Source organism: Thiohalorhabdus sp., assembly GCF_036628635.1.
Lineage (GTDB): Bacteria > Pseudomonadota > Gammaproteobacteria > Thiohalorhabdales > Thiohalorhabdaceae > Thiohalorhabdus.
The window spans coordinates 103,147-119,659 of sequence record NZ_JAZKRM010000003.1; the positions used below are offsets into that span (position 1 = coordinate 103,147).

General features: G+C 66.6%; 21 protein-coding genes, 1 tRNA gene and 1 pseudogene. 17 read left to right on the top strand and 6 right to left on the bottom strand.

Annotation, left to right across the window (positions count from 1 at the left end; all coding sequences use genetic code 11):
- Nucleotides 1-16 precede the first annotated feature (16 nt).
- Nucleotides 17-457, top strand: coding sequence for a molybdenum cofactor biosynthesis protein MoaE (locus V5A19_RS02130; RefSeq protein ID WP_332317662.1), 441 nt, complete (start codon nt 17-19; stop codon nt 455-457).
- A 25-nt stretch (nt 458-482) separates the two neighbouring features.
- On the opposite strand, the gene V5A19_RS02135 is transcribed toward V5A19_RS02130, so the two are convergent.
- Nucleotides 483-1,241: a DUF481 domain-containing protein gene (locus V5A19_RS02135; protein ID WP_332317663.1), complete on the bottom strand. Its 759-nt coding sequence runs from the start codon at nt 1,239-1,241 to the stop codon at nt 483-485.
- Between the two features lie 118 nt (nt 1,242-1,359).
- Between V5A19_RS02135 and thiO the strand changes: the two genes are divergently transcribed.
- The 5 genes from thiO (at nt 1,360) to V5A19_RS02160 (ending at nt 4,710) form a co-directional block, all read left to right on the top strand.
- A complete protein-coding gene (gene thiO / locus V5A19_RS02140) occupies nt 1,360-2,511 on the top strand; it encodes a glycine oxidase ThiO (protein WP_332317664.1) in 1,152 nt (383 codons plus the stop codon).
- Nucleotides 2,512-2,634: 123 nt separating this feature from the next.
- The gene (locus tag V5A19_RS02145; RefSeq protein WP_332317665.1) at nt 2,635-3,069 is read left to right on the top strand and encodes a Fur family transcriptional regulator; all 435 of its coding nucleotides are present in this window, start codon (nt 2,635-2,637) and stop codon (nt 3,067-3,069) included.
- Between the two features lie 63 nt (nt 3,070-3,132).
- Nucleotides 3,133-3,208, top strand: a tRNA-Thr gene (locus tag V5A19_RS02150).
- A 123-nt stretch (nt 3,209-3,331) separates the two neighbouring features.
- Nucleotides 3,332-3,670 (top strand): hypothetical protein, encoded by a 339-nt coding sequence (locus V5A19_RS02155; protein ID WP_332317666.1) that lies wholly within the window; start codon nt 3,332-3,334, stop codon nt 3,668-3,670.
- A 194-nt stretch (nt 3,671-3,864) separates the two neighbouring features.
- Entirely contained in the window at nt 3,865-4,710 is an 846-nt protein-coding gene (locus tag V5A19_RS02160; RefSeq protein WP_332317667.1) for an SAM-dependent methyltransferase, read from the top strand.
- Between the two features lie 93 nt (nt 4,711-4,803).
- On the opposite strand, the gene V5A19_RS02165 is transcribed toward V5A19_RS02160, so the two are convergent.
- Together V5A19_RS02165 and V5A19_RS02170 are read right to left on the bottom strand one after the other, a co-directional pair.
- Nucleotides 4,804-5,361 (bottom strand): DJ-1 family glyoxalase III, encoded by a 558-nt coding sequence (locus V5A19_RS02165; RefSeq protein WP_332317668.1) that lies wholly within the window; start codon nt 5,359-5,361, stop codon nt 4,804-4,806.
- Between the two features lie 109 nt (nt 5,362-5,470).
- On the bottom strand, nt 5,471-5,956 hold the full coding sequence (locus V5A19_RS02170) for a DsrE family protein (protein ID WP_332317669.1): 486 nt from the start codon (nt 5,954-5,956) through the stop codon (nt 5,471-5,473).
- A 189-nt stretch (nt 5,957-6,145) separates the two neighbouring features.
- On the opposite strand from V5A19_RS02170, the gene V5A19_RS02175 reads away from it, so the two are divergent.
- From V5A19_RS02175 to V5A19_RS02220, 10 genes are all read left to right on the top strand, one after another.
- On the top strand, nt 6,146-6,442 hold the full coding sequence (locus V5A19_RS02175) for a hypothetical protein (RefSeq protein WP_332317670.1): 297 nt from the start codon (nt 6,146-6,148) through the stop codon (nt 6,440-6,442).
- Nucleotides 6,443-6,588: 146 nt separating this feature from the next.
- Entirely contained in the window at nt 6,589-7,059 is a 471-nt protein-coding gene (locus V5A19_RS02180) for an ATP-dependent zinc protease family protein (protein ID WP_332317671.1), read from the top strand.
- Entirely contained in the window at nt 7,056-7,961 is a 906-nt protein-coding gene (gene rimK / locus V5A19_RS02185) for a 30S ribosomal protein S6--L-glutamate ligase (protein ID WP_332317672.1), read from the top strand. The genes V5A19_RS02180 and rimK overlap by 4 nt, the downstream gene beginning before the upstream one ends.
- 4 nt (nt 7,962-7,965) lie before the next feature.
- Nucleotides 7,966-8,997, top strand: coding sequence for a succinylglutamate desuccinylase/aspartoacylase family protein (locus V5A19_RS02190; protein ID WP_332317673.1), 1,032 nt, complete (start codon nt 7,966-7,968; stop codon nt 8,995-8,997).
- Nucleotides 8,998-9,051: 54 nt separating this feature from the next.
- A complete protein-coding gene (locus V5A19_RS02195) occupies nt 9,052-9,243 on the top strand; it encodes a hypothetical protein (RefSeq protein WP_332317674.1) in 192 nt (63 codons plus the stop codon).
- Nucleotides 9,244-9,258: 15 nt separating this feature from the next.
- Nucleotides 9,259-9,582: a hypothetical protein gene (locus tag V5A19_RS02200; protein ID WP_332317675.1), complete on the top strand. Its 324-nt coding sequence runs from the start codon at nt 9,259-9,261 to the stop codon at nt 9,580-9,582.
- A 63-nt stretch (nt 9,583-9,645) separates the two neighbouring features.
- Entirely contained in the window at nt 9,646-10,995 is a 1,350-nt protein-coding gene (locus V5A19_RS02205) for an NTP/NDP exchange transporter (protein WP_332317676.1), read from the top strand.
- Nucleotides 10,992-11,924 (top strand): aldo/keto reductase, encoded by a 933-nt coding sequence (locus V5A19_RS02210; RefSeq protein WP_332317677.1) that lies wholly within the window; start codon nt 10,992-10,994, stop codon nt 11,922-11,924. Before V5A19_RS02205 ends, V5A19_RS02210 begins: the two co-directional genes overlap by 4 nt.
- 100 nt (nt 11,925-12,024) lie before the next feature.
- A complete protein-coding gene (purE, locus tag V5A19_RS02215; protein ID WP_332317678.1) occupies nt 12,025-12,519 on the top strand; it encodes a 5-(carboxyamino)imidazole ribonucleotide mutase in 495 nt (164 codons plus the stop codon).
- A gap of 1 nt (nt 12,520) precedes the next feature.
- Entirely contained in the window at nt 12,521-13,600 is a 1,080-nt protein-coding gene (locus V5A19_RS02220; protein ID WP_332317679.1) for a 5-(carboxyamino)imidazole ribonucleotide synthase, read from the top strand.
- Here V5A19_RS02220 and V5A19_RS02225 read toward each other — a convergent pair.
- A pseudogene (locus V5A19_RS02225) lies at nt 13,597-14,203 on the bottom strand (carbonic anhydrase). The gene V5A19_RS02220 and the pseudogene V5A19_RS02225 sit on opposite strands and share 4 nt — an antisense overlap.
- 270 nt (nt 14,204-14,473) lie before the next feature.
- On the opposite strand from V5A19_RS02225, the gene V5A19_RS02235 reads away from it, so the two are divergent.
- Entirely contained in the window at nt 14,474-15,151 is a 678-nt protein-coding gene (locus tag V5A19_RS02235; RefSeq protein WP_332317681.1) for a HoxN/HupN/NixA family nickel/cobalt transporter, read from the top strand.
- 26 nt (nt 15,152-15,177) lie between these two features.
- Here V5A19_RS02235 and V5A19_RS02240 read toward each other — a convergent pair whose 3' ends face one another.
- A complete protein-coding gene (locus V5A19_RS02240; protein WP_332317682.1) occupies nt 15,178-15,948 on the bottom strand; it encodes an RES family NAD+ phosphorylase in 771 nt (256 codons plus the stop codon).
- Nucleotides 15,948-16,325, bottom strand: a complete 378-nt coding sequence (locus V5A19_RS02245; protein WP_332317683.1) for an antitoxin Xre/MbcA/ParS toxin-binding domain-containing protein — start codon at nt 16,323-16,325, stop codon at nt 15,948-15,950. Before V5A19_RS02245 ends, V5A19_RS02240 begins: the two co-directional genes overlap by 1 nt.
- Nucleotides 16,326-16,513: the final 188 nt, after the last annotated feature.

Genomic DNA, 16,513 nt, shown 5'->3' on the forward strand with positions numbered 1-16,513 from the left:
CGCCCAGAGGCTCGACATGACGGTCCGTGTGCAGCAAAAGCCGTTCGACGTCGGGGCCGAGGTGGCGGCCCACGTGCTACCCGGGGGCGCGGCGGGAGCCGCCGTTCACTTCGTGGGGACCATGCGCGACATCAACAACGGCGACGATGTCGCGGTCATGGAGCTGGAGCACTATCCCGGCATGACCGAGCGCGAACTGGAGCGAGTGGCGGGGGAGGCGGCCTCCCGTTGGCAAGTGCTCGACACCCTGGTTATCCATCGCTACGGTGAACTCCACCCGGGCGAGCCCATCGTGCTTGTCGCCGTGTGGTCGGGGCATCGCCACGATGCCTTCGAGGCTTGCCGCTACATCATCGATATCCTCAAGACCCAGGCCCCTTTTTGGAAAAAGGAGACGCTGGTCGACGGTAGCCAACGCTGGGTGGAGCCGCACCTTGGCGAGGGCCAGCCCTCCTGATGGGCCGACCCTCGCCAAGGGTGGCTCAGAAATGGAAAAGCAGGGACGTCGAGGTGTAAGTATCCGTGCGCTCCACATCCGCCAACGGCTGGCTGTCATGCTCAACGGTGACGCTGGTCTTTAAGGCGACGCGGGCGTTGAGGCGGAAGCTCAGGGAGGTCTCGCTCGTCAGCAAGAAATCATCACCGTGCTCCAGGGAGGGGGTATAGATGATTTCCTGGGTAAAGCCGGAGGCCTCCCGGAAGCGCCAATCGAATAAGGTGCGTAGACGTGCCCGGGCGGAGCTCTCGTAGGTGTCGTCGGTCCGCCATTCCTGGCGCAGGGCCGGACCGCCTTCCAAGCGCCAGGTCATGGTGTCGCGCTGCAGCAGGAATCGGCCCAAGCCGACGGCCTCCTGCAGGCGGGCATCGTAGCCGGCAAAGCGGTCGTGGGTGATCTCCACCACCCCGAAGCCGTAGGTGCGAGGTTGGAACTGGTAATCCAGCTGGGTCAGGCCGTGGCCACGCTGTGACGTTGTCACGCTGTCCTCCTGGGAAAAGCGCCCCTCCGCTAGGAGGTGGAGGACGAACCGGTTCCCGGTCCGATCGCTGGCGATCCGGCCCCTGGTCGTGGTGGTATCGGTGTTGCCCGAGGAAGTGCTCAGGCCCAGCTCCGCCTCCGTTTCCCACAGCCTGGCCTTGTCTTCAGCGGCCCCTTCGGTTTCGGGGTCGGGCAGGTCCTGAGCGGCAGCAGCGAGGGGCAGCAGGAGCGACGCTACCATGAAATGTGGGACGTAATGGGGCATATCCAGGTTTCCAATGTGTGGGCTCGGGCCGGTAAGGGCCGTGGGGGGTTCCTTACGCTCGCCGCTGTGGCGAGAGAGCCAAAACCGGCGGCAAAGCGGCGGGCCTTAGGAGCGAAGCTTGTACTCTAGCGGAGCAGGCGGACTTAGTACATACGAGTCGGACACCTTGGTCGTGGGTGGTGGCATCATGGGGCTGACTACCGCCCTTGCCCTCATCGACCGGAGCGAATCGGTTACCGTTCTCGATCCCGGCCGGCGGCAGGGCATCAGCTCCTGGGCGGGAGGGGGGATCCTTTCGCCTTTGTTCCCTTGGCGCCAGGATCCGGCCGTGAACGCCCTTGCCCGGCGCAGCCAGCAGGTTTATCCCGAGCTGTGTCGACGGCTTAGGGAGCGGGCCGGTGTCGATCCGGAATTGCGCAGCCTCGGCATGGTCTATGCCGATTTTCCCAGCAAAGCACCGCTGGACCGCGAACGGGGCCGGGATTGGGCCCGGGATCAGGGAATCGAGTTCCAGGAGCTCGACGGCGAAGGCTTGATGGATCTGGAACCTGAACTCAGTCCGGTTGCGGAATACGGCCTGCGCCTCCCCGGCATCGCCTGGCTGCGTAATCCCCGTCTCATGCGCGGCCTTGCCCGTCTGGCCCACGAGGCAGGGGCCGGTCTCGTGGACGGCGCCACGGCCCTGCGACTGATCCAGGAAGGGGATACGGTCCGGGGCGTCGAGACCGACCGCGGGCCCCTGCACGCCGAGCGCGTGGTGGTTGCGGCGGGGCCGTGGAGCCGTGAGCTGATCCGGCCTTTGGGCGTCGAACTCCCCGTCCGGCCCATCAAGGGCGGCATGATCCTGCTCCAGAGCAGTCGCCCGCTACTCGGCCAACTGGTGATGGCTGGAGGCCACTATCTGATCCCGCGCGCCGACAACCGCCTTCTGGTAGGCTCCACAGTGGACGATGCCGGGTTTGACAGCCGCACCTCGCTGGGGGCGGTGCGGGCCCTGGCGCAGGCCGCGGTGGACATGGTACCCGAAACCGCCAACCTCGAGCTGGAGGATTACTGGGCCGGTCTGCGCCCGAGCAGTCCCGACGACCGACCGTTTATAGGGGCCGTACCTGAGATCGAGGGTCTCTACCTCAACACCGGCCATTCGCGCAACGGCGTGGTGCACGCCCCCGCTTCGGCGGAAATGCTTGCTACGGCCCTGACCGGGGAGGAGCCGCCTCTCGATCCCAGCCTGTTCGCCGTGGATCGGGAGCTTCCCGAAGGCGGCTAGGAGTTTTTCCCCGCAGCCCTTGTCAAAAGCATCACAGAGAGACCATTATTCAAATGAGTTTGAGACTAATTCCAGTTGAGTGACCGAAACATCAGCCGATAGAGCCCGTAAGGCGAGTTTTCTATGGAGCTCCAAAGCAAAAATGATATCGCTCGGACCCTGCGTGGGTACCACATCCAGCCCACCAGCCAGCGGGTGGAGATTGCCCATGTGCTGTTCCAGGGGGCGGGTGATGCGGATACCGATCACCATCTAAGCGCGGATGAGGTTCTCGAACGTGTCAATGCCGACTATCACCGGGTTTCGAAGGCCACGGTGTACAATGCCCTCCGCCTGTTCGAGGAGCTCGGTCTGATTCGCGTGGTGGTGGTTTCCTCCAGCAAGGTGTTCTACGACGCCAACACCGCCCCACATCACCACCTTTACGATGAAAGCAGTGGTGAGCTCCGGGATATCCCGGCCGAAGAGATCGATGTGAGCCAGCTTATGCCACAGCTTCCGGAGGACGTCTCCGGTGACGAGCTCGACATCGTCGTGCGGATCCGCGGCCAGGCCTGACCCCGGGGTGGGTCCGTTGCCCGCCCCGGAGGCTCGGGGTAGAATCTGCGGGTCCCAAGGGAGGCCGGTGTAGCTCAGATGGTAGAGCAACCGATTCGTAATCGGTAGGTCCGTGGTTCAACTCCGCGCACCGGCACCAATGCCGTAAAGCCCCGGGGGTCACCCGGGGCTTCGTTGTGCGGGCTCGTCGCCGGCGGGGTGCCGGTGGGTGCATTGTGATTTAGACTCGACCCTTGGGGTTGATTTCACGGAGGCAGCAGCCATGATCAAGCCCTTTTCGCCCTGCGGAGGCTTAGGCATTCGCGTCGCCGTCGGTGCTACTCTCGCCGGTGGCCTGATTGCTGGCGAGGCCAGTGCGGAAAACCCCTTCGCCGTTCGGGATCTGCCCCGGGGCTATATGCTCGCGGCTGATACGTTTGCCCCCACCGTTCCCGAAGACAAGGAAGACCAGGAAGGGGCCCTGTGCGCAGGTGAGATGGGATCCGAAAGGGACAAGAACGTCGAGGAAGGGCGTTGCGCTTACCATGATACCGACGGATCCAACCCCGACCAGGACCGGGATCAAGAAGAGGCGGAGCAGGCCGCCGAAGCGCGGGGCTAGCCTACTCCGCGGTTGACTCGCTTGCGCGCCCTTTTCCCGAGGCGGCTCCGAAAATGGCCTACCCATCTGATACATTGGCGGCCCGGATGGGCCCGGGGGGCCAGCCCCTGCCTAGGCAACGAAACCGGCTGTAACAATTTCCCGACCCCATTCCCTAGCCTTCCGCCTAGGGTGGAGGAACAGGAGGCATAGCTATGAGCGAGGAGTATTCCGAGGCCGTCGAGACCGCTCGCGAGTACTACAACAGCGAAGACGCTGACACCTTCTACTTCACCATCTGGGGCGGTGAAGACCTCCACATCGGCATGTACCAGTCCGAGGACGAGTCCATCTTCGATGCCAGCGTCCGGACGGTGCACCACATGGCCGATCAGGTCCGCCAGACCATTAATGCCAGCACCCGGGTCTGCGACATCGGTGCCGGTTACGGCGGTACCGCCCGCCACCTGGTCAAGCGCTTCGGGTGCCACGTAGATGCGCTGAACCTCTCGGAGGTGGAGAACGAGCGCGACCGCCAGATGAACAAGGAACAGGGCCTCGATCACCTGATCGACGTCTACGACGGTAGCTTCGATGATACCCCGTTCGCCGACAACAGCTTCGGTCTAGTCTGGTGCCAGGATTCCATCCTTCACGCCGACGACCGCGAGGTAGTGCTCAAAGAGGTGGACCGCATCCTGAAACCGGGGGGCGAGTTCATCTTCACCGACCCCATGCAGACCGACGACGTCCCCGAAGGGGTGCTGGACCCTATCCTGGCCCGCATCCACCTGCCCAGCCTGGGCTCCGTGAGGTTTTACCGTGAGGTGGCGGCTAAACTGGGTTGGGAGGATCTGGGCTTCGACGACCATACGCCGCAGCTGCCGCGTCATTACGGCCGTGTCCTGGAGGAGTTGCAGCGCCGTGAGAACGAGCTTCGCGGCAAGGTTAGCGACGAGTACATCGAGAACATGAAGAAGGGCCTGCGCCACTGGGTGGACGGCGGCAACAGTGGCTACCTCGCCTGGGGAATCCTGCACTTCCGCAAGCCGGAGCAGTAAGCCTTTGCAGGCAGCGGGCGGGCAGGGCCCGCTCATGGAAAAGCCCGCCGGAGGTCACCCCGGCGGGCTTTCTTGCGCGCTATCGGCGCCGGCTCAGTGGATGCGGACTAGCCCCGATTCGACCTCGTCGCGGGCCGGCTCCCCCTGCAGCATCTCGATCAGCTTCAGGCCGAACTCCATGGCGGTGCCGGGCCCCCGCGAGGTGACCACGGGCCCGTCCACCACCACCGGGTCCTCCACATAATCCACCTCGCCGAGATTGACCTGGTTCTGGAACTCGGGATTGGAGGTCACCTGCCGACCTTCAAGGTGGCCGCGTGCGGCGAGGATCGTCGGAGCGGCGCAGATGGCGGCGGTGTACTTGCCCTTGTCATTGAAACGGTCGATCAGATTCTGGATGCGCTCGTCCTTCTTGAGGTGGTCTACTCCGGGCAAGCCACCCGGTAGGGTGATCATATCGAAATCCTGGTCCATGACCTCTTCGAGCGTGGCATCGGGGACGATCTGGGTTTTGCGGGAGCCGGTTACCGGCTCCTTGCCATCGAGCCCTGCCGTGGTGACCTCGATACCCGCTCGTCGCAGAACGTCGATCACGGTTACTGCCTCCAGCTCCTCGAAGCCTTCCGCCAGAGGCATCAGCACACTCGCCATTGGTCAGTCTCCCTGTTTGGTCCTCCGGAACGGGCCGAAGGGCGTCCGAGGCGATGGGTAAAATCCTGCCATCCTGGTCGGTTCCTCAACAACGCAGTTGTTGCCCGGCTCAGTACTGAAGAAAGGCGTAGCCCTTTTTCTGGTAGCGGATGATCTCTGCCTCGGCCATGGGGACCAAGGTGAGGAAGCCGTGGATGTCCTTGGGATCGTAGCCGTGTCCCTTGGCGGCCTGCCGGCACATGCGGAACTCGATGACGCCGCCCACGGTGAGGCTCTGGGCCCGGGTCATGAGCTCCTCGTACTCGGCGTAGTTCTCGACGGCGAAGAATGGGATCTCGTTGCCGTGGAGCACCAAAACAATGGAGTTGCTCAGGGGATTGCCGCCGGTGAGGTTATTGATGTAGCTGGCTCGGTCGAGTACCGCGTTCATGCGCTCGACGTTGTCCACGGTGACGTCGAGGACCACCTTCTGGTTCTGGTATTCGATCTCCTTGGCCTGGGCCCGGCCCCAGGGGGCCTCGGTCTCCGCAGCGACGCCCCCGAATGGCAGCAGCAGGCCGGCCAGGAGCAGGAGTGCTTGGGGCAGGCGGCACATGATGGGCCTCCGGATTGGAAAGGTCTGTAAATGGCGACGGGACACCAGCCTAGCCGGCTAGGAGCCGCCGGGAAACCGTTGCGGGAATTCGGCGGCTCGACTACAGACCAAAATTCCTAGGAGCCTGCTGGGCATTGGACTGCTGCTCGCCTTTGGTGCGCTCAGCCAACTAAGACATAGGAGATGGTTATGCCTGTGGCATATGGGTCGATCAAGAAGAACGGCAACGTCGTTATGGACAGGGTGCAGGTATGGGTAAACTGCAAAGACGACCAAGCAGGTCACAAGGATTGTTGGGGTTACATGAACCCGGAATGGGAGGACCCCATCGGCGTCAATGATCCCGAAGGGGGCGAGGATCTCCGCTACGAGCTGGAGCTGGACAATGGCGATACCCTGCCCATCCGGGTGTGGGACCACCGCGATACTTACTTCGTCCAGTCCAACCAGAATGGCTTCCGCACCATCCAATTCAAAACCGCCTAGGGCCTGCTTTCCGCATCGACAAGGGCGGACCGGCAACGGTTCGCCCTTGCTTTGTGCCGGGGACAAAGCCCCGTGGCTTGATACACTCCGGGTATGGGCCCATTAACCCATAGCCCCCATCTGCCCAATCTTCCGGGGAGCCGGGCGTGACCACCGAAAGCGAGCGAATCGTTCTCGGCTGGCGGGAGTGGGTGACTCTGCCCGATCTGGGCATCCCGTCCATCAAGGCCAAAGTGGACACCGGGGCCCGCACCTCGGCGCTTCACACCTTCTTCCTCGAACCTTTCCACCGCCGGGGCGCAGCGATGGTCCGTTTCGGTATTCACCCCTTTCAGGAGGGGGTTGAGGCGGTGGAGGTGACCGCGACGGTGGCCGACCGCCGCTGGGTCAGCGATTCCGGCGGGCACCGGGAGTACCGCTTCGTAATCGAGACCACCCTGGTCCTGGGCGGCTATACCTGGCCGGTGGAGATGACCCTGACCAATCGCGAAACCATGACATTCCGCATGCTGCTCGGGCGCACGGCCCTCCAGGATGGCTTCGTTGTCGATCCGGGAGCCAGCTACCTGGTGGGCCATCCGCCGGGGCCTGACGCCAGCCTCAAGGGCCCCCGATGAAGATCGCCATCCTCTCCCGTAACCGCAGGCTGTATTCCACCCGGCGTCTGGCCGAGGCCGGTGTCCAGCGCGGCCACGACATCCACATCATCGATCCGCTGCGCTGCACCATCGACATCGCCTCCCAGCGGCCCACCATCCAATTCAAGCAGCAGGAGCTGACCGGCTTCGACGCGGTGGTGCCCCGCATCGGCGCCTCCATCACCTTCTACGGCCTGGCCGTGGTGCGTCAGTTCGAGATGATGGGGGTTTATCCCCTCAACGAGTCGGTGGCCATCGGGCGCTCCCGTGACAAGCTGCGCTCTCTTCAGCTGTTGGCCCGGGCCGGGGTAGGCCTGCCCCTGACCGGCTTCGCCCACTCGGTGGACGACACCGGCGCCCTGATCGAGATGGTGGGCGGGGCGCCGCTGGTGGTGAAGCTGCTGGAGGGCACGCAGGGCCGCGGCGTGGTCTTGGCCGAGACCTACAAAGCGGCGGAGAGCGTCATCGATGCCTTCCGTGAGCTTGACGCCAACTTCCTGGTGCAGGAGTTCATCAAGGAGGCCTCGGGCGCCGACATCCGCTGCTTCGTCATCGGCGACAAGGTGGTAGCCTCCATGAAGCGCCAGGCCAAGGAGGGCGAGTTCCGCTCAAACCTCCACCGCGGCGGGGCGGCCACGCTGGTCAAGGTAACCCCCGAGGAGCGCTCCACCGCGCTGCGCGCCGCCAAGAGCATGGGGCTCAACGTGGCCGGCATCGACATCCTGCGCTCCAATCACGGGCCCGTGGTCATGGAGGTCAATTCCTCCCCCGGTCTGGAGGGCATCGAGACCGCCACTAACAGGGATGTGGGCGCCCAGTTGATGCAGTTCATCGAGAAAAACGCCAAGCCCTACAAGACCAAGACCCGCGGCAAAGGTTGAAGGCGTGGCCGAGCCCTTCGTTATTAATGGCCAGCTCATCCCTCCGGGGACGCGAACTACCGTCGACCTGCCGGTGGCCCAGATGCATACCCACACCCCGGTCAATATGCCGGTGCAGGTGCTTCGGGGCCGCGGCGACGGCCCTCGGGTGTTCGTGTCCGCAGCGGTACACGGCGACGAGCTCAATGGTGTCGAGATCATTCGCCGGCTGCTGCGGCACCGCAGCCTGCGGCGGATGCGCGGCACCCTGGTGGCGGTGCCCATCGTCAATGTTCACGGGGTCCTCAACCATTCCCGCTACCTGCCCGACCGCCGCGACCTAAACCGCGCATTCCCCGGCTCCGAGCGTGGTTCGCTAGCGGGCCGCCTGGCCAATCTGTTCATGACCGAGATCGTGGCCAACTGCAGCCACGGCATCGACCTGCACACCGGTGCCATCCACCGTGCCAACCTGCCTCAGATCAGAGCGGATCTGGATGACGGCGAGACCGCACGGCTGGCCAAGGTGTTCGGTGTGCCCGTGCTGATCAACGCCGGGCTGCGCGACGGCTCCCTGCGGCAGGCGGCTAGCGAACGCGGTATGCCCATGCTGCTTTACGAAGGGGGGGAGGCCCTGCGTTTCGACGACTTCTCCATCCGGGTGGGCGTGCGCGGTGTGCTTAATATCCTGCGCGCCCTGGGCATGCTGCGTCCCAGCCGGCGTAAGCACCCCTTGCCCGAGCCCTTTATCGCCCGTTCCAGCAGCTGGGTGCGGGCGCCCCAGAGCGGCTTCCTGCGCACCACCGCCGGGCTGGGGGATCACGTGGACAAGGGACGCCGCCTGGGAACGGTGGCCGACCCTTTCGGGGATAGCGAGACCCCCGTACCGGCCCCCGACGGTGGCATTGTGGTGGGCCGCACCAACCTGCCCCTGGCCAACGAGGGCGACGGCCTGTTCCATATCGCCCGGTTCGAGGCTGCCGATGAGGTGGCCGCCCAGGTCGAGGCGCTGCATTCGGAGCACGACCACGGCATCCCGGAGGAGCCCGGCGACTAAGTTGAAGGAACGGAGGACCCGGGGAGAACCCCGTCCAACGCCAAGGAAAAAGCCATGGAGCGCCTCGGGGTAGGAAACTGGATCCGCCTGGCCGGACTGTTCGCCGCCGCTTTCCCGGCAACTGTGGCGGCCGGTGATTTGGACCTTCGGGAAGCCAACGTTACCGGGGAAACGGTAACGGCATCCGGATCCGACCACCGCTTCGCGGTTGCACTTCATCACGATGACGACGGCGAGGCCGGCTAAGCCAACTGGGGGCAAGTGGAGACCCTGGCCGGCCGGCGGTTGGCGCGCCGGGAGCTGGCCCATCCCCACGGCACGCAGGCATTCACCCGCTCGGCCACCGTTGAGCTGCCGACCGATGCCCGGCATGTGGTGGTACCCGGCCACGACCGGGAGCATGGCTACGGCGGCCAGGCGGCGGTGGCGGATCTGACTAATGGCGAGACGGAGCGAATCCGCCAGGAACCAAGGCCAACGATTTCAGCGTCTATGCCTAGCTTGGCGACGCTGTTTAGGGGGGAGCTGGAGTCGCTGGTGGAGACCGTGGAGGCGCATTTCCATGGGCGCATTCGGTTGGGCTAGGACGGTAAGCTGGTCAGGCCGGGAGGGAATTTCAATCGGCATCGGCACCGGTAAACTTTCGGCATGATCCAGACCCGCTGGGGACAGTGGGTCCGCGCCCGCGCCGAGCGGTTTTTGGGGACCCAGCCCGGGGAGCTTGCCGCCCTGGTCTGGGCCTTCCTTTATTTCTTTTGTCTGCTAGCCGGCTATTACGTACTGCGTCCGCTGCGCGACGAGATGGGCATCGAGGGCGGGCTGGAAAACCTGCCCTGGCTGTTCACCGCCACCTTCGCCGTCATGCTGGCGGCCATCCCCGCCTACGGCTGGGCCAGCGCCCGCTGGCCCCGGCGGCGCCTGGTGCCCGGGGTTTACGCCTTCTTCCTGATCAATTTGGGGGTGTTCTACATCCTGTTTACCTCGGATGTGGCCCCCGGCCTTCTGGCGCGGGTGCTGTTCGTCTGGGTGAGCGTGTTCAACCTGTTCGTGGTGTCGGTGTTCTGGACCTTCATGGCCGACCTGTTCACCAACGAGCAGGGCCGCCGGCTGTTCGGGGTGGTGGCCGCCGGCGGCAGCGCCGGAGCCATCGCCGGACCGGCCCTGTCCGGCGGTCTGGTGCAGGTTATCGGCCCCCACGAGCTGCTGCTGGTATCGGGGGCGCTGCTGGCGGGGACCCTGGTGTGCATCGCCGGACTGCTGCGCCAAGCCCCGCGGCTGCGGGGGGCCGCCGAAGTACCTACCGAGGCGCCGCCGCCGGAAGCCGGCGAGACCGCCGATACCGGTCTGGGCGGCAGCGCCTGGGGCGGGGTGCGGCTGCTGGCGGGCTCCCCCTACCTGCTGGGTATCGCCGGCTATATCCTGCTCTACACTGCCACCTCCACCTTCCTGTACTTCGAGCAGGCCCACATCGTCGAGGGCGCCCTGGGCGACCCTGCCGACCGCACCGCCCTGTTCGCCGCCATGGACCTGGCGGTGAACACCCTCACCGTGGCCGTCCAGATCTTTTTAACCGGGCGCATCGTCACCGCCCTTGGGGTGGGGCTGACCCTGGCTTTGCTGCCGGCGCTGGTGGGCCTGGGATTCGCGGCGCTTGCCGTGGCCCCGGTTTTGGGGGTACTGGTGGTGGTCCAGGTGCTGCGCCGGGCGGCGGGTTACGCCCTGGCCCGGCCGGCGCGGGAGGTGCTGTTCACGGTGGTGGGCCGGGAGGCCCGCTACAAGGCCAAGAATGTCATCGACACCCTGGTCTACCGCGGCGGCGACGCCGTCACCGGCTGGGCCTTCGCCGGTTTGACCGGTCTGGGTCTAGGGCTGGCGGCCATCGCGGCGGTGGGCGTGCCGCTGGCCGGGATCTGGCTGGTGGTGGGGCTGGCCCTGGGCCGGCGCCAGGAAGCGCGGCGCCGGGCTGAAGGCGAGGAATCCGGGAGGGAGCCAACATGAATCAGCCATGGCGATTGACACGCCGCACCGCACTCAAGCTGCTTGGCCTGGGGGCCGGAGCCCTGGCCTGGCCCGGGGCATGGGCCAGGGTGCCCGAAGGGTCCATCCGCAAGCGCGCGGTTCCGTCGAGCGACGAGCAGGTCCCGGTGGTGGGAGTGGGCACGGCCCGGACCTTCGATGTGGGCCGGACCGAGGCCGAGCGCGAACCCCTGGCGGCGGTCCTGCGCCAGTTTTTCGACCACGGCGGCCGGGTCATTGATACCTCGCCCATGTACGGCCAAGCCGAGACGGTCATCGGCGACCTGCTGGCCCGCATCGACCACCCCGAGCCGTTCTACGCCACCAAGGTCTGGACCCGCGGCGAGCGGGCCGGCATCCGGCAGATGGAGCAATCCGCCGAGCGCCTGGGCACCGACGTCATCGATCTCATGCAGGTGCACAACCTGGTGGATTGGCAGACCCACCTGGACACCCTGGCCCGGTGGCAGGACGAGGGCCGCATCCGCTACGCGGGCATCACCCACTACGTGGTCTCGGCCTTCGACGACCTGGAGCGCATCATGAAGGCGCGGGACCTGGACTGGGTGCAGCTGCCGCTGTCCCTGGCCACCCCCGACGCCGCCGACCGCCTGCTGCCCCTGGCCGCCGACCGCGGCATCGCCGTGGTGGTCAACCGCCCCTTCGAGAACGGTCGCCTGTTCCGGCGGGTGGGTGACCGCGAGCTGCCCGGCTGGGCCGCCGAATTCGGGGCTGAGTCCTGGGCCCAGCTGTTCCTCAAGTACATCCTCAGCTATCCCGAAGTGACATGCGTCATACCGGCCACCTCCGATCCCGCGCACATGGCCGACGACATGCGCGCCGGTTACGGGCCGCTGCCGGACGCCGCCCAGCGCCGGCGCATGGAGAAGCTTTGGGCGGAGGTGGCCTGAGAGCAGGACCGTTACCTCGTCCCCGGCCGGCCGTGATAAATTCTGCCCTCCGCTAGCAAGTGCCGCGTCCACGCGCGGTCATCGGCTTGGAGAGATCGCCATGCAACCCCTGGTCGGCCTGATCATGGGCTCCCGCTCGGACTGGGAGACGCTGCAGCACACCGCCGAGACCCTGGAGAAGCTGGGGATCCCGCACGAGGTGAAGGTGGTCTCGGCCCACCGCACCCCGGACCTGCTGTTCGAGTACGCGGCGGAGGCCGAGGGGCGCGGGCTGGAGGTGCTGATCGCCGGGGCCGGCGGCGCCGCCCACCTGCCGGGCATGGCGGCCGCCAAGACGGCGCTTCCGGTGCTGGGCGTGCCGATGCCGTCCAAGGCCCTGAACGGCGTGGACTCGCTGCTGTCCATAGTCCAGATGCCCGCCGGGGTGCCGGTGGGCACCCTGGCCATCGGCCGCTCCGGAGCGATCAACGCCGGGCTGATGGCCGCCAGCATCCTCGGCAACGGCCACCCCGAGATCCGGCAGGCCCTGCACGCCTACCGCGCGGAGCAGACCGAGACCGTCCTGGACAACCCCGACCCCCGGGAGGGCGGCTGAGGTGCGCGTCGGCATCCTGGGAGGCGGCCAACTCGCCCGCATGCTGGCCCTGGCGGGTCATCCCCTGGGCCTGCATGTCACCGTCCTCGACCCCGGCGAGGCCCCCTGCGCCGCCGCGGTGGCCGGCCACATCCAGGCCGACTACGAGGACATGGCGGCCCTGGAGCGCCTGGCGGCGGCCTCGGACGTGGTGACCTACGAGTTCGAGCAGGTCCCGGAGGCCGCGGTGGCAGCCCTGGCCGATCGGGTGGCCGTCCATCCCCGCAGCGAGGCCCTGGGCACCGGCCGCGACCGCCTCCACGAGAAGAGCCTGTTCCGGGAGTTGGGGATCCCCACTGCGGGCTTCGCCGCGGTGGATTCGGAGGCCGATCTGGAATCGGCGGTGGCCGAGGTGGGCCTGCCCGCGGTATTGAAGACCCGTACCATGGGCTACGACGGCAAGGGCCAGGAGGTCCTGGAAGGGGAAGGGAACGTGCCCGGCGCCTGGGAGCGTCTGGGGCGGGTGCCGCTGATTCTGGAGGCCATGGTGGCCTTCGACCGCGAGGTGTCCCTGGTTGGCGTGCGCGGGAGCGACGGCGACTGCCGGTTCTACCCGGTGGCGGAGAACGTCCACCGCGACGGCATCCTTCGCGAATCGTTCCCCCGCCCCGGGGATCCGGCCCAGGTGGCCGCCGAGGCCAACGCCCGGACCCTACTGGAGCGGCTGGACTACGTCGGCGTCATCGCCCTGGAGATGTTCCAGGCCGGCGACCGCCTGCTGGCCAACGAGATGGCCCCCAGGGTCCACAACTCCGGGCACTGGACCATCGAGGGCGCCGAGACCAGCCAGTTCGCCAACCACATGCGCGGGGTGTGCGGCCTGCCCCTGGGAACCACCGAGGCGGTGGGCGGCAGCGCCATGATCAACCTCATCGGCGAGCTGCCTCCCACCAACGCCGTCCTCGCCGCCCCAGGGGCCCACCTCCACCTCTACGACAAGGGCCCCCGGCGGGGGCGCAAACTTGGTCACATCACCGTCCGCGCGGACGACGCCGAGCGGCTCCGGGAGCGCATCCAGGGCCTGAGCGCGGCCTTGGGCTAAGCCAGGGCTTCCGGCCCCGTCACTGACCCCTCCAGATCGTGAAGCAGGCCATTGTCCAGGCCGTAGACCCAGCCGTGGAGCTCGAGCTCTTGGCACCGCTGCCAGGCGTCGCGCACCACCTGGGTGCGGCAGACGTTGGCCAGCTGGGCCTGGACGTTGAGCTCGCATAGCCGGTCCACTCGCACCTTCTCGGGTAGGACCTCCAGCTCGCCGCGATGCTGGGCCGCCACGTCCCGGATCAGCTCCAGCCAGCCGCTGATGACGCCGGAACCCTCGCCTTCCAGCGCCGCCCGTACCCCCCGCAGCCGTAGTGGCCCGTGACGATGACGTGGCGGACCTGGAGCACGCCACGGCCTATTGCAGCACCGAGAGGTAGTTGAAGTCGTTGTGGGGGGCGAGGTTGGCCACGTTGCGGTGGACGAACACCTCCCCGGGCGGAAGATTGACGATCTGGTTGGCGGGTACCCGGCTGTCGGCGCAGCCGATCCACAGGTACTCCGGGCTCTGCTGGCGAGCCAGCTGGGGGAAGAAGTCGGGGTTCTCGGCCTGGACCGCCTCGGCCCACTGGCGGTTGTTGTCCAGCAGTTGCAGGATCCCTTCCATGGGGTGGCTCCTGGTCGGCTACAAGCGGGTGGTAATGGGCCTTGTTCGCACGGGGGTGCCCCGGCCCGCTGAGGGGTGAAACGCTCCGGGGGACCCCGTCCGGGCGCTCCCGGAGCGGCCAGACACCCCCAAGTCGCTATTCACCCCTCAATGGGCCGGGCTTCGGGGCCCCTTGCCGGCATCGCCGGTCCGGAGGCTAGGCTATCGGCCCGCGCGGATTTTACCGGTAAGGTGGAACCCAGTACCATTTCCATCAACCGGGAGCCGGCCATGCCCGACGGCGGCCTTCTCGGACTGCTCCTGCTCGGCTTCGGCCTGGGCCTGACCCACGCCTTCGACGCTGACCACATCATGGCCGTCACCTCCCTCGCCAGCCGCGAGTCCGGCTGGCGCCGCACCTTGCGCTTCTGCGGCGCCTGGGCCGTGGGTCACGGCCTGACCCTCCTCACCGTCGGCCTCATCGCCCTCGTTCTGGGCTGGCACCTGCCCGAGGCCCTCTACGGCACGGCCGAGCGCCTCGTGGGCGTCGTTCTGGTCGCCCTCGGCCTGTGGGTGTGGTGGGACCTGTGGCGGCGCCGGGTGCATCTTCGCTCCCACCGCCACGGCAACGTGACTCACGTCCACCTGGTGGAAGGGCACGGCGGCCGCCATCGGCGTTGGGCCGACCACAGCCCGGTCTTCGTGGGCGTCCTCCACGGCCTGGCCGGCGCCGCCCCGCTCATGGCCCTGCTGCCCTCCATCCAGGCCGGCAGCGCCTGGTTGGGACTGGCCTACCTGCTGGTGTTCTCGGTCGGGGTGCTGGTGAGCATGGCCGGGTTCGGTGTGGCTTTCGGCACCCTGCAGGACTGGGTGGCGCGGCGGGGGAGTGGGCTGATGAACGGGCTGCGGTTCGTGGTGGGCGGGCTGGCCATCGGTCTCGGCGGGCTGTGGCTGGCCGGAGTGGCTTGAGCCGGAAAGTCCGGGCCTGTTCCGGGTTATTTGGGTGGGGCCGGCATCGCCATCACGGATCGCGGCAAATCGATCTGCTCTTCGGGCCTACCATGGGCCCGCCGGATGTTGACCTCCTTGATGCCCATGTACAGGTACCAGGTTTGGGGACGCCGATGGTGCGGCGGGTCGAAGACTTGGGGGTCCAGGATGGCCAGGTTGCGGCCCGCACTCCATCCCCGTGAATCGGTCTCTGGGTCGCGAGCCGATTCGTAGCGGATAATCTCGACGTCGCTTTCCACCGCCCGCTCGGCCAGCCGTTGCGTGGCGCTGTAATCTCCCGGAGCCACCCAGTAAGCCCGCAGGCTCGCCAGCTCGCCATCGGTCAGATCCAGGCCTCGGCCGGCCCGGTAGCCGGCCGCGAAAACGGTCAGGGACAGCTCCCCCGCGGGGAGGTCGGTAGCGGGGGATTCGGCGAAGAACCGGTAGCGGTGGAAGGCCAGCTCGATCAGCGCCGTCCGGGGACGCTCCGCGCCGTAGAAGACCCCGTAGGGGGCGTAGGGTCGGCGGAAACGGCTGCCGCCCCGCTTGGGCGGCTCATAGCGGAAAGGGGTTTTCAGGAGGTAGTCCAGCTGCTCTGCCTCGGGGCGATACTTCGGCTTGACCCCCTCCAGGAGCTCTTCCAAGCGCGCCTGATCGGCGTGACTTCCGACCAGCTCGCGGGTTAGCGCGTAATGCTGGGTCTCCACGGCCCGCCAGGTCCAGCCCGACAGCGGCCGCATCTCCCGGGAGATATCCCCGGGAGAGGGCATCCGCATCAGGCCACCCCGCGGTGGGCGTCGAGGTAATTGGCCACTTCGGTGATCCCGGTGACTTCATACAATCGCTCCAGCGGTAGGCCGCCCAGACCCTCGTTGGGGTTCCGGAGCCATTGTTGCATCACTCGCTTGTCACCGCCGGCGATTGCCCCCAGAGAGCGATAGACCCGAATCAGCAGCAGCCCCAGCTCCCATTGCTTGGTCCCGGGATCCAAATGTGTTTCTCCCCGTTTTAGGCGGGAAACAGTGGAGGCGCTGGTACCGAGGATGCGGGCCAGCTGACTGTTGGTAAGGTCCAAGGTCTGGGCAGCGGTGATGACGGCCTCGGAGACGATGCGGCGGTCGTTTCCATGCTGCTCCGGCGCGGTTACCGCCATTTTTACCTCCTCCCGGGCGCCTCTCTTTTGTCATGAGAAAATAATGCCTCCTTTTCGTTCCTCTGACAACAATTGGCCGGCCTGCCCCGGCCTCCCGGTTCCCATAGGGCCATCAATCCAATGAGGTGCAAGTACTAAAAAGAACAGAAGAAAAGTCACCCGATGCGCCCGGGGCCGGAGGCAATGAG

What these genes read in the sequence shown, in the direction of transcription:
- V5A19_RS02130 (WP_332317662.1), top strand. Translation starts at nt 17, where the DNA reads ATGACGGTCCGTGTGCAGCAAAAGCCGTTCGACGTCGGGGCCGAGGTG.
- V5A19_RS02135 (WP_332317663.1), bottom strand. Translation starts at nt 1,241, where the DNA reads ATGCCCCATTACGTCCCACATTTCATGGTAGCGTCGCTCCTGCTGCCC.
- V5A19_RS02145 (WP_332317665.1), top strand. Translation starts at nt 2,635, where the DNA reads ATGGAGCTCCAAAGCAAAAATGATATCGCTCGGACCCTGCGTGGGTAC.
- V5A19_RS02155 (WP_332317666.1), top strand. Translation starts at nt 3,332, where the DNA reads ATGATCAAGCCCTTTTCGCCCTGCGGAGGCTTAGGCATTCGCGTCGCC.
- V5A19_RS02160 (WP_332317667.1), top strand. Translation starts at nt 3,865, where the DNA reads ATGAGCGAGGAGTATTCCGAGGCCGTCGAGACCGCTCGCGAGTACTAC.
- V5A19_RS02165 (WP_332317668.1), bottom strand. Translation starts at nt 5,361, where the DNA reads ATGGCGAGTGTGCTGATGCCTCTGGCGGAAGGCTTCGAGGAGCTGGAG.
- V5A19_RS02170 (WP_332317669.1), bottom strand. Translation starts at nt 5,956, where the DNA reads ATGTGCCGCCTGCCCCAAGCACTCCTGCTCCTGGCCGGCCTGCTGCTG.
- V5A19_RS02175 (WP_332317670.1), top strand. Translation starts at nt 6,146, where the DNA reads ATGCCTGTGGCATATGGGTCGATCAAGAAGAACGGCAACGTCGTTATG.
- rimK (WP_332317672.1), top strand. Translation starts at nt 7,056, where the DNA reads ATGAAGATCGCCATCCTCTCCCGTAACCGCAGGCTGTATTCCACCCGG.
- V5A19_RS02195 (WP_332317674.1), top strand. Translation starts at nt 9,052, where the DNA reads ATGGAGCGCCTCGGGGTAGGAAACTGGATCCGCCTGGCCGGACTGTTC.
- V5A19_RS02205 (WP_332317676.1), top strand. Translation starts at nt 9,646, where the DNA reads ATGATCCAGACCCGCTGGGGACAGTGGGTCCGCGCCCGCGCCGAGCGG.
- V5A19_RS02210 (WP_332317677.1), top strand. Translation starts at nt 10,992, where the DNA reads ATGAATCAGCCATGGCGATTGACACGCCGCACCGCACTCAAGCTGCTT.
- purE (WP_332317678.1), top strand. Translation starts at nt 12,025, where the DNA reads ATGCAACCCCTGGTCGGCCTGATCATGGGCTCCCGCTCGGACTGGGAG.
- V5A19_RS02235 (WP_332317681.1), top strand. Translation starts at nt 14,474, where the DNA reads ATGCCCGACGGCGGCCTTCTCGGACTGCTCCTGCTCGGCTTCGGCCTG.
- V5A19_RS02240 (WP_332317682.1), bottom strand. Translation starts at nt 15,948, where the DNA reads ATGCGGATGCCCTCTCCCGGGGATATCTCCCGGGAGATGCGGCCGCTG.
- V5A19_RS02245 (WP_332317683.1), bottom strand. Translation starts at nt 16,325, where the DNA reads ATGGCGGTAACCGCGCCGGAGCAGCATGGAAACGACCGCCGCATCGTC.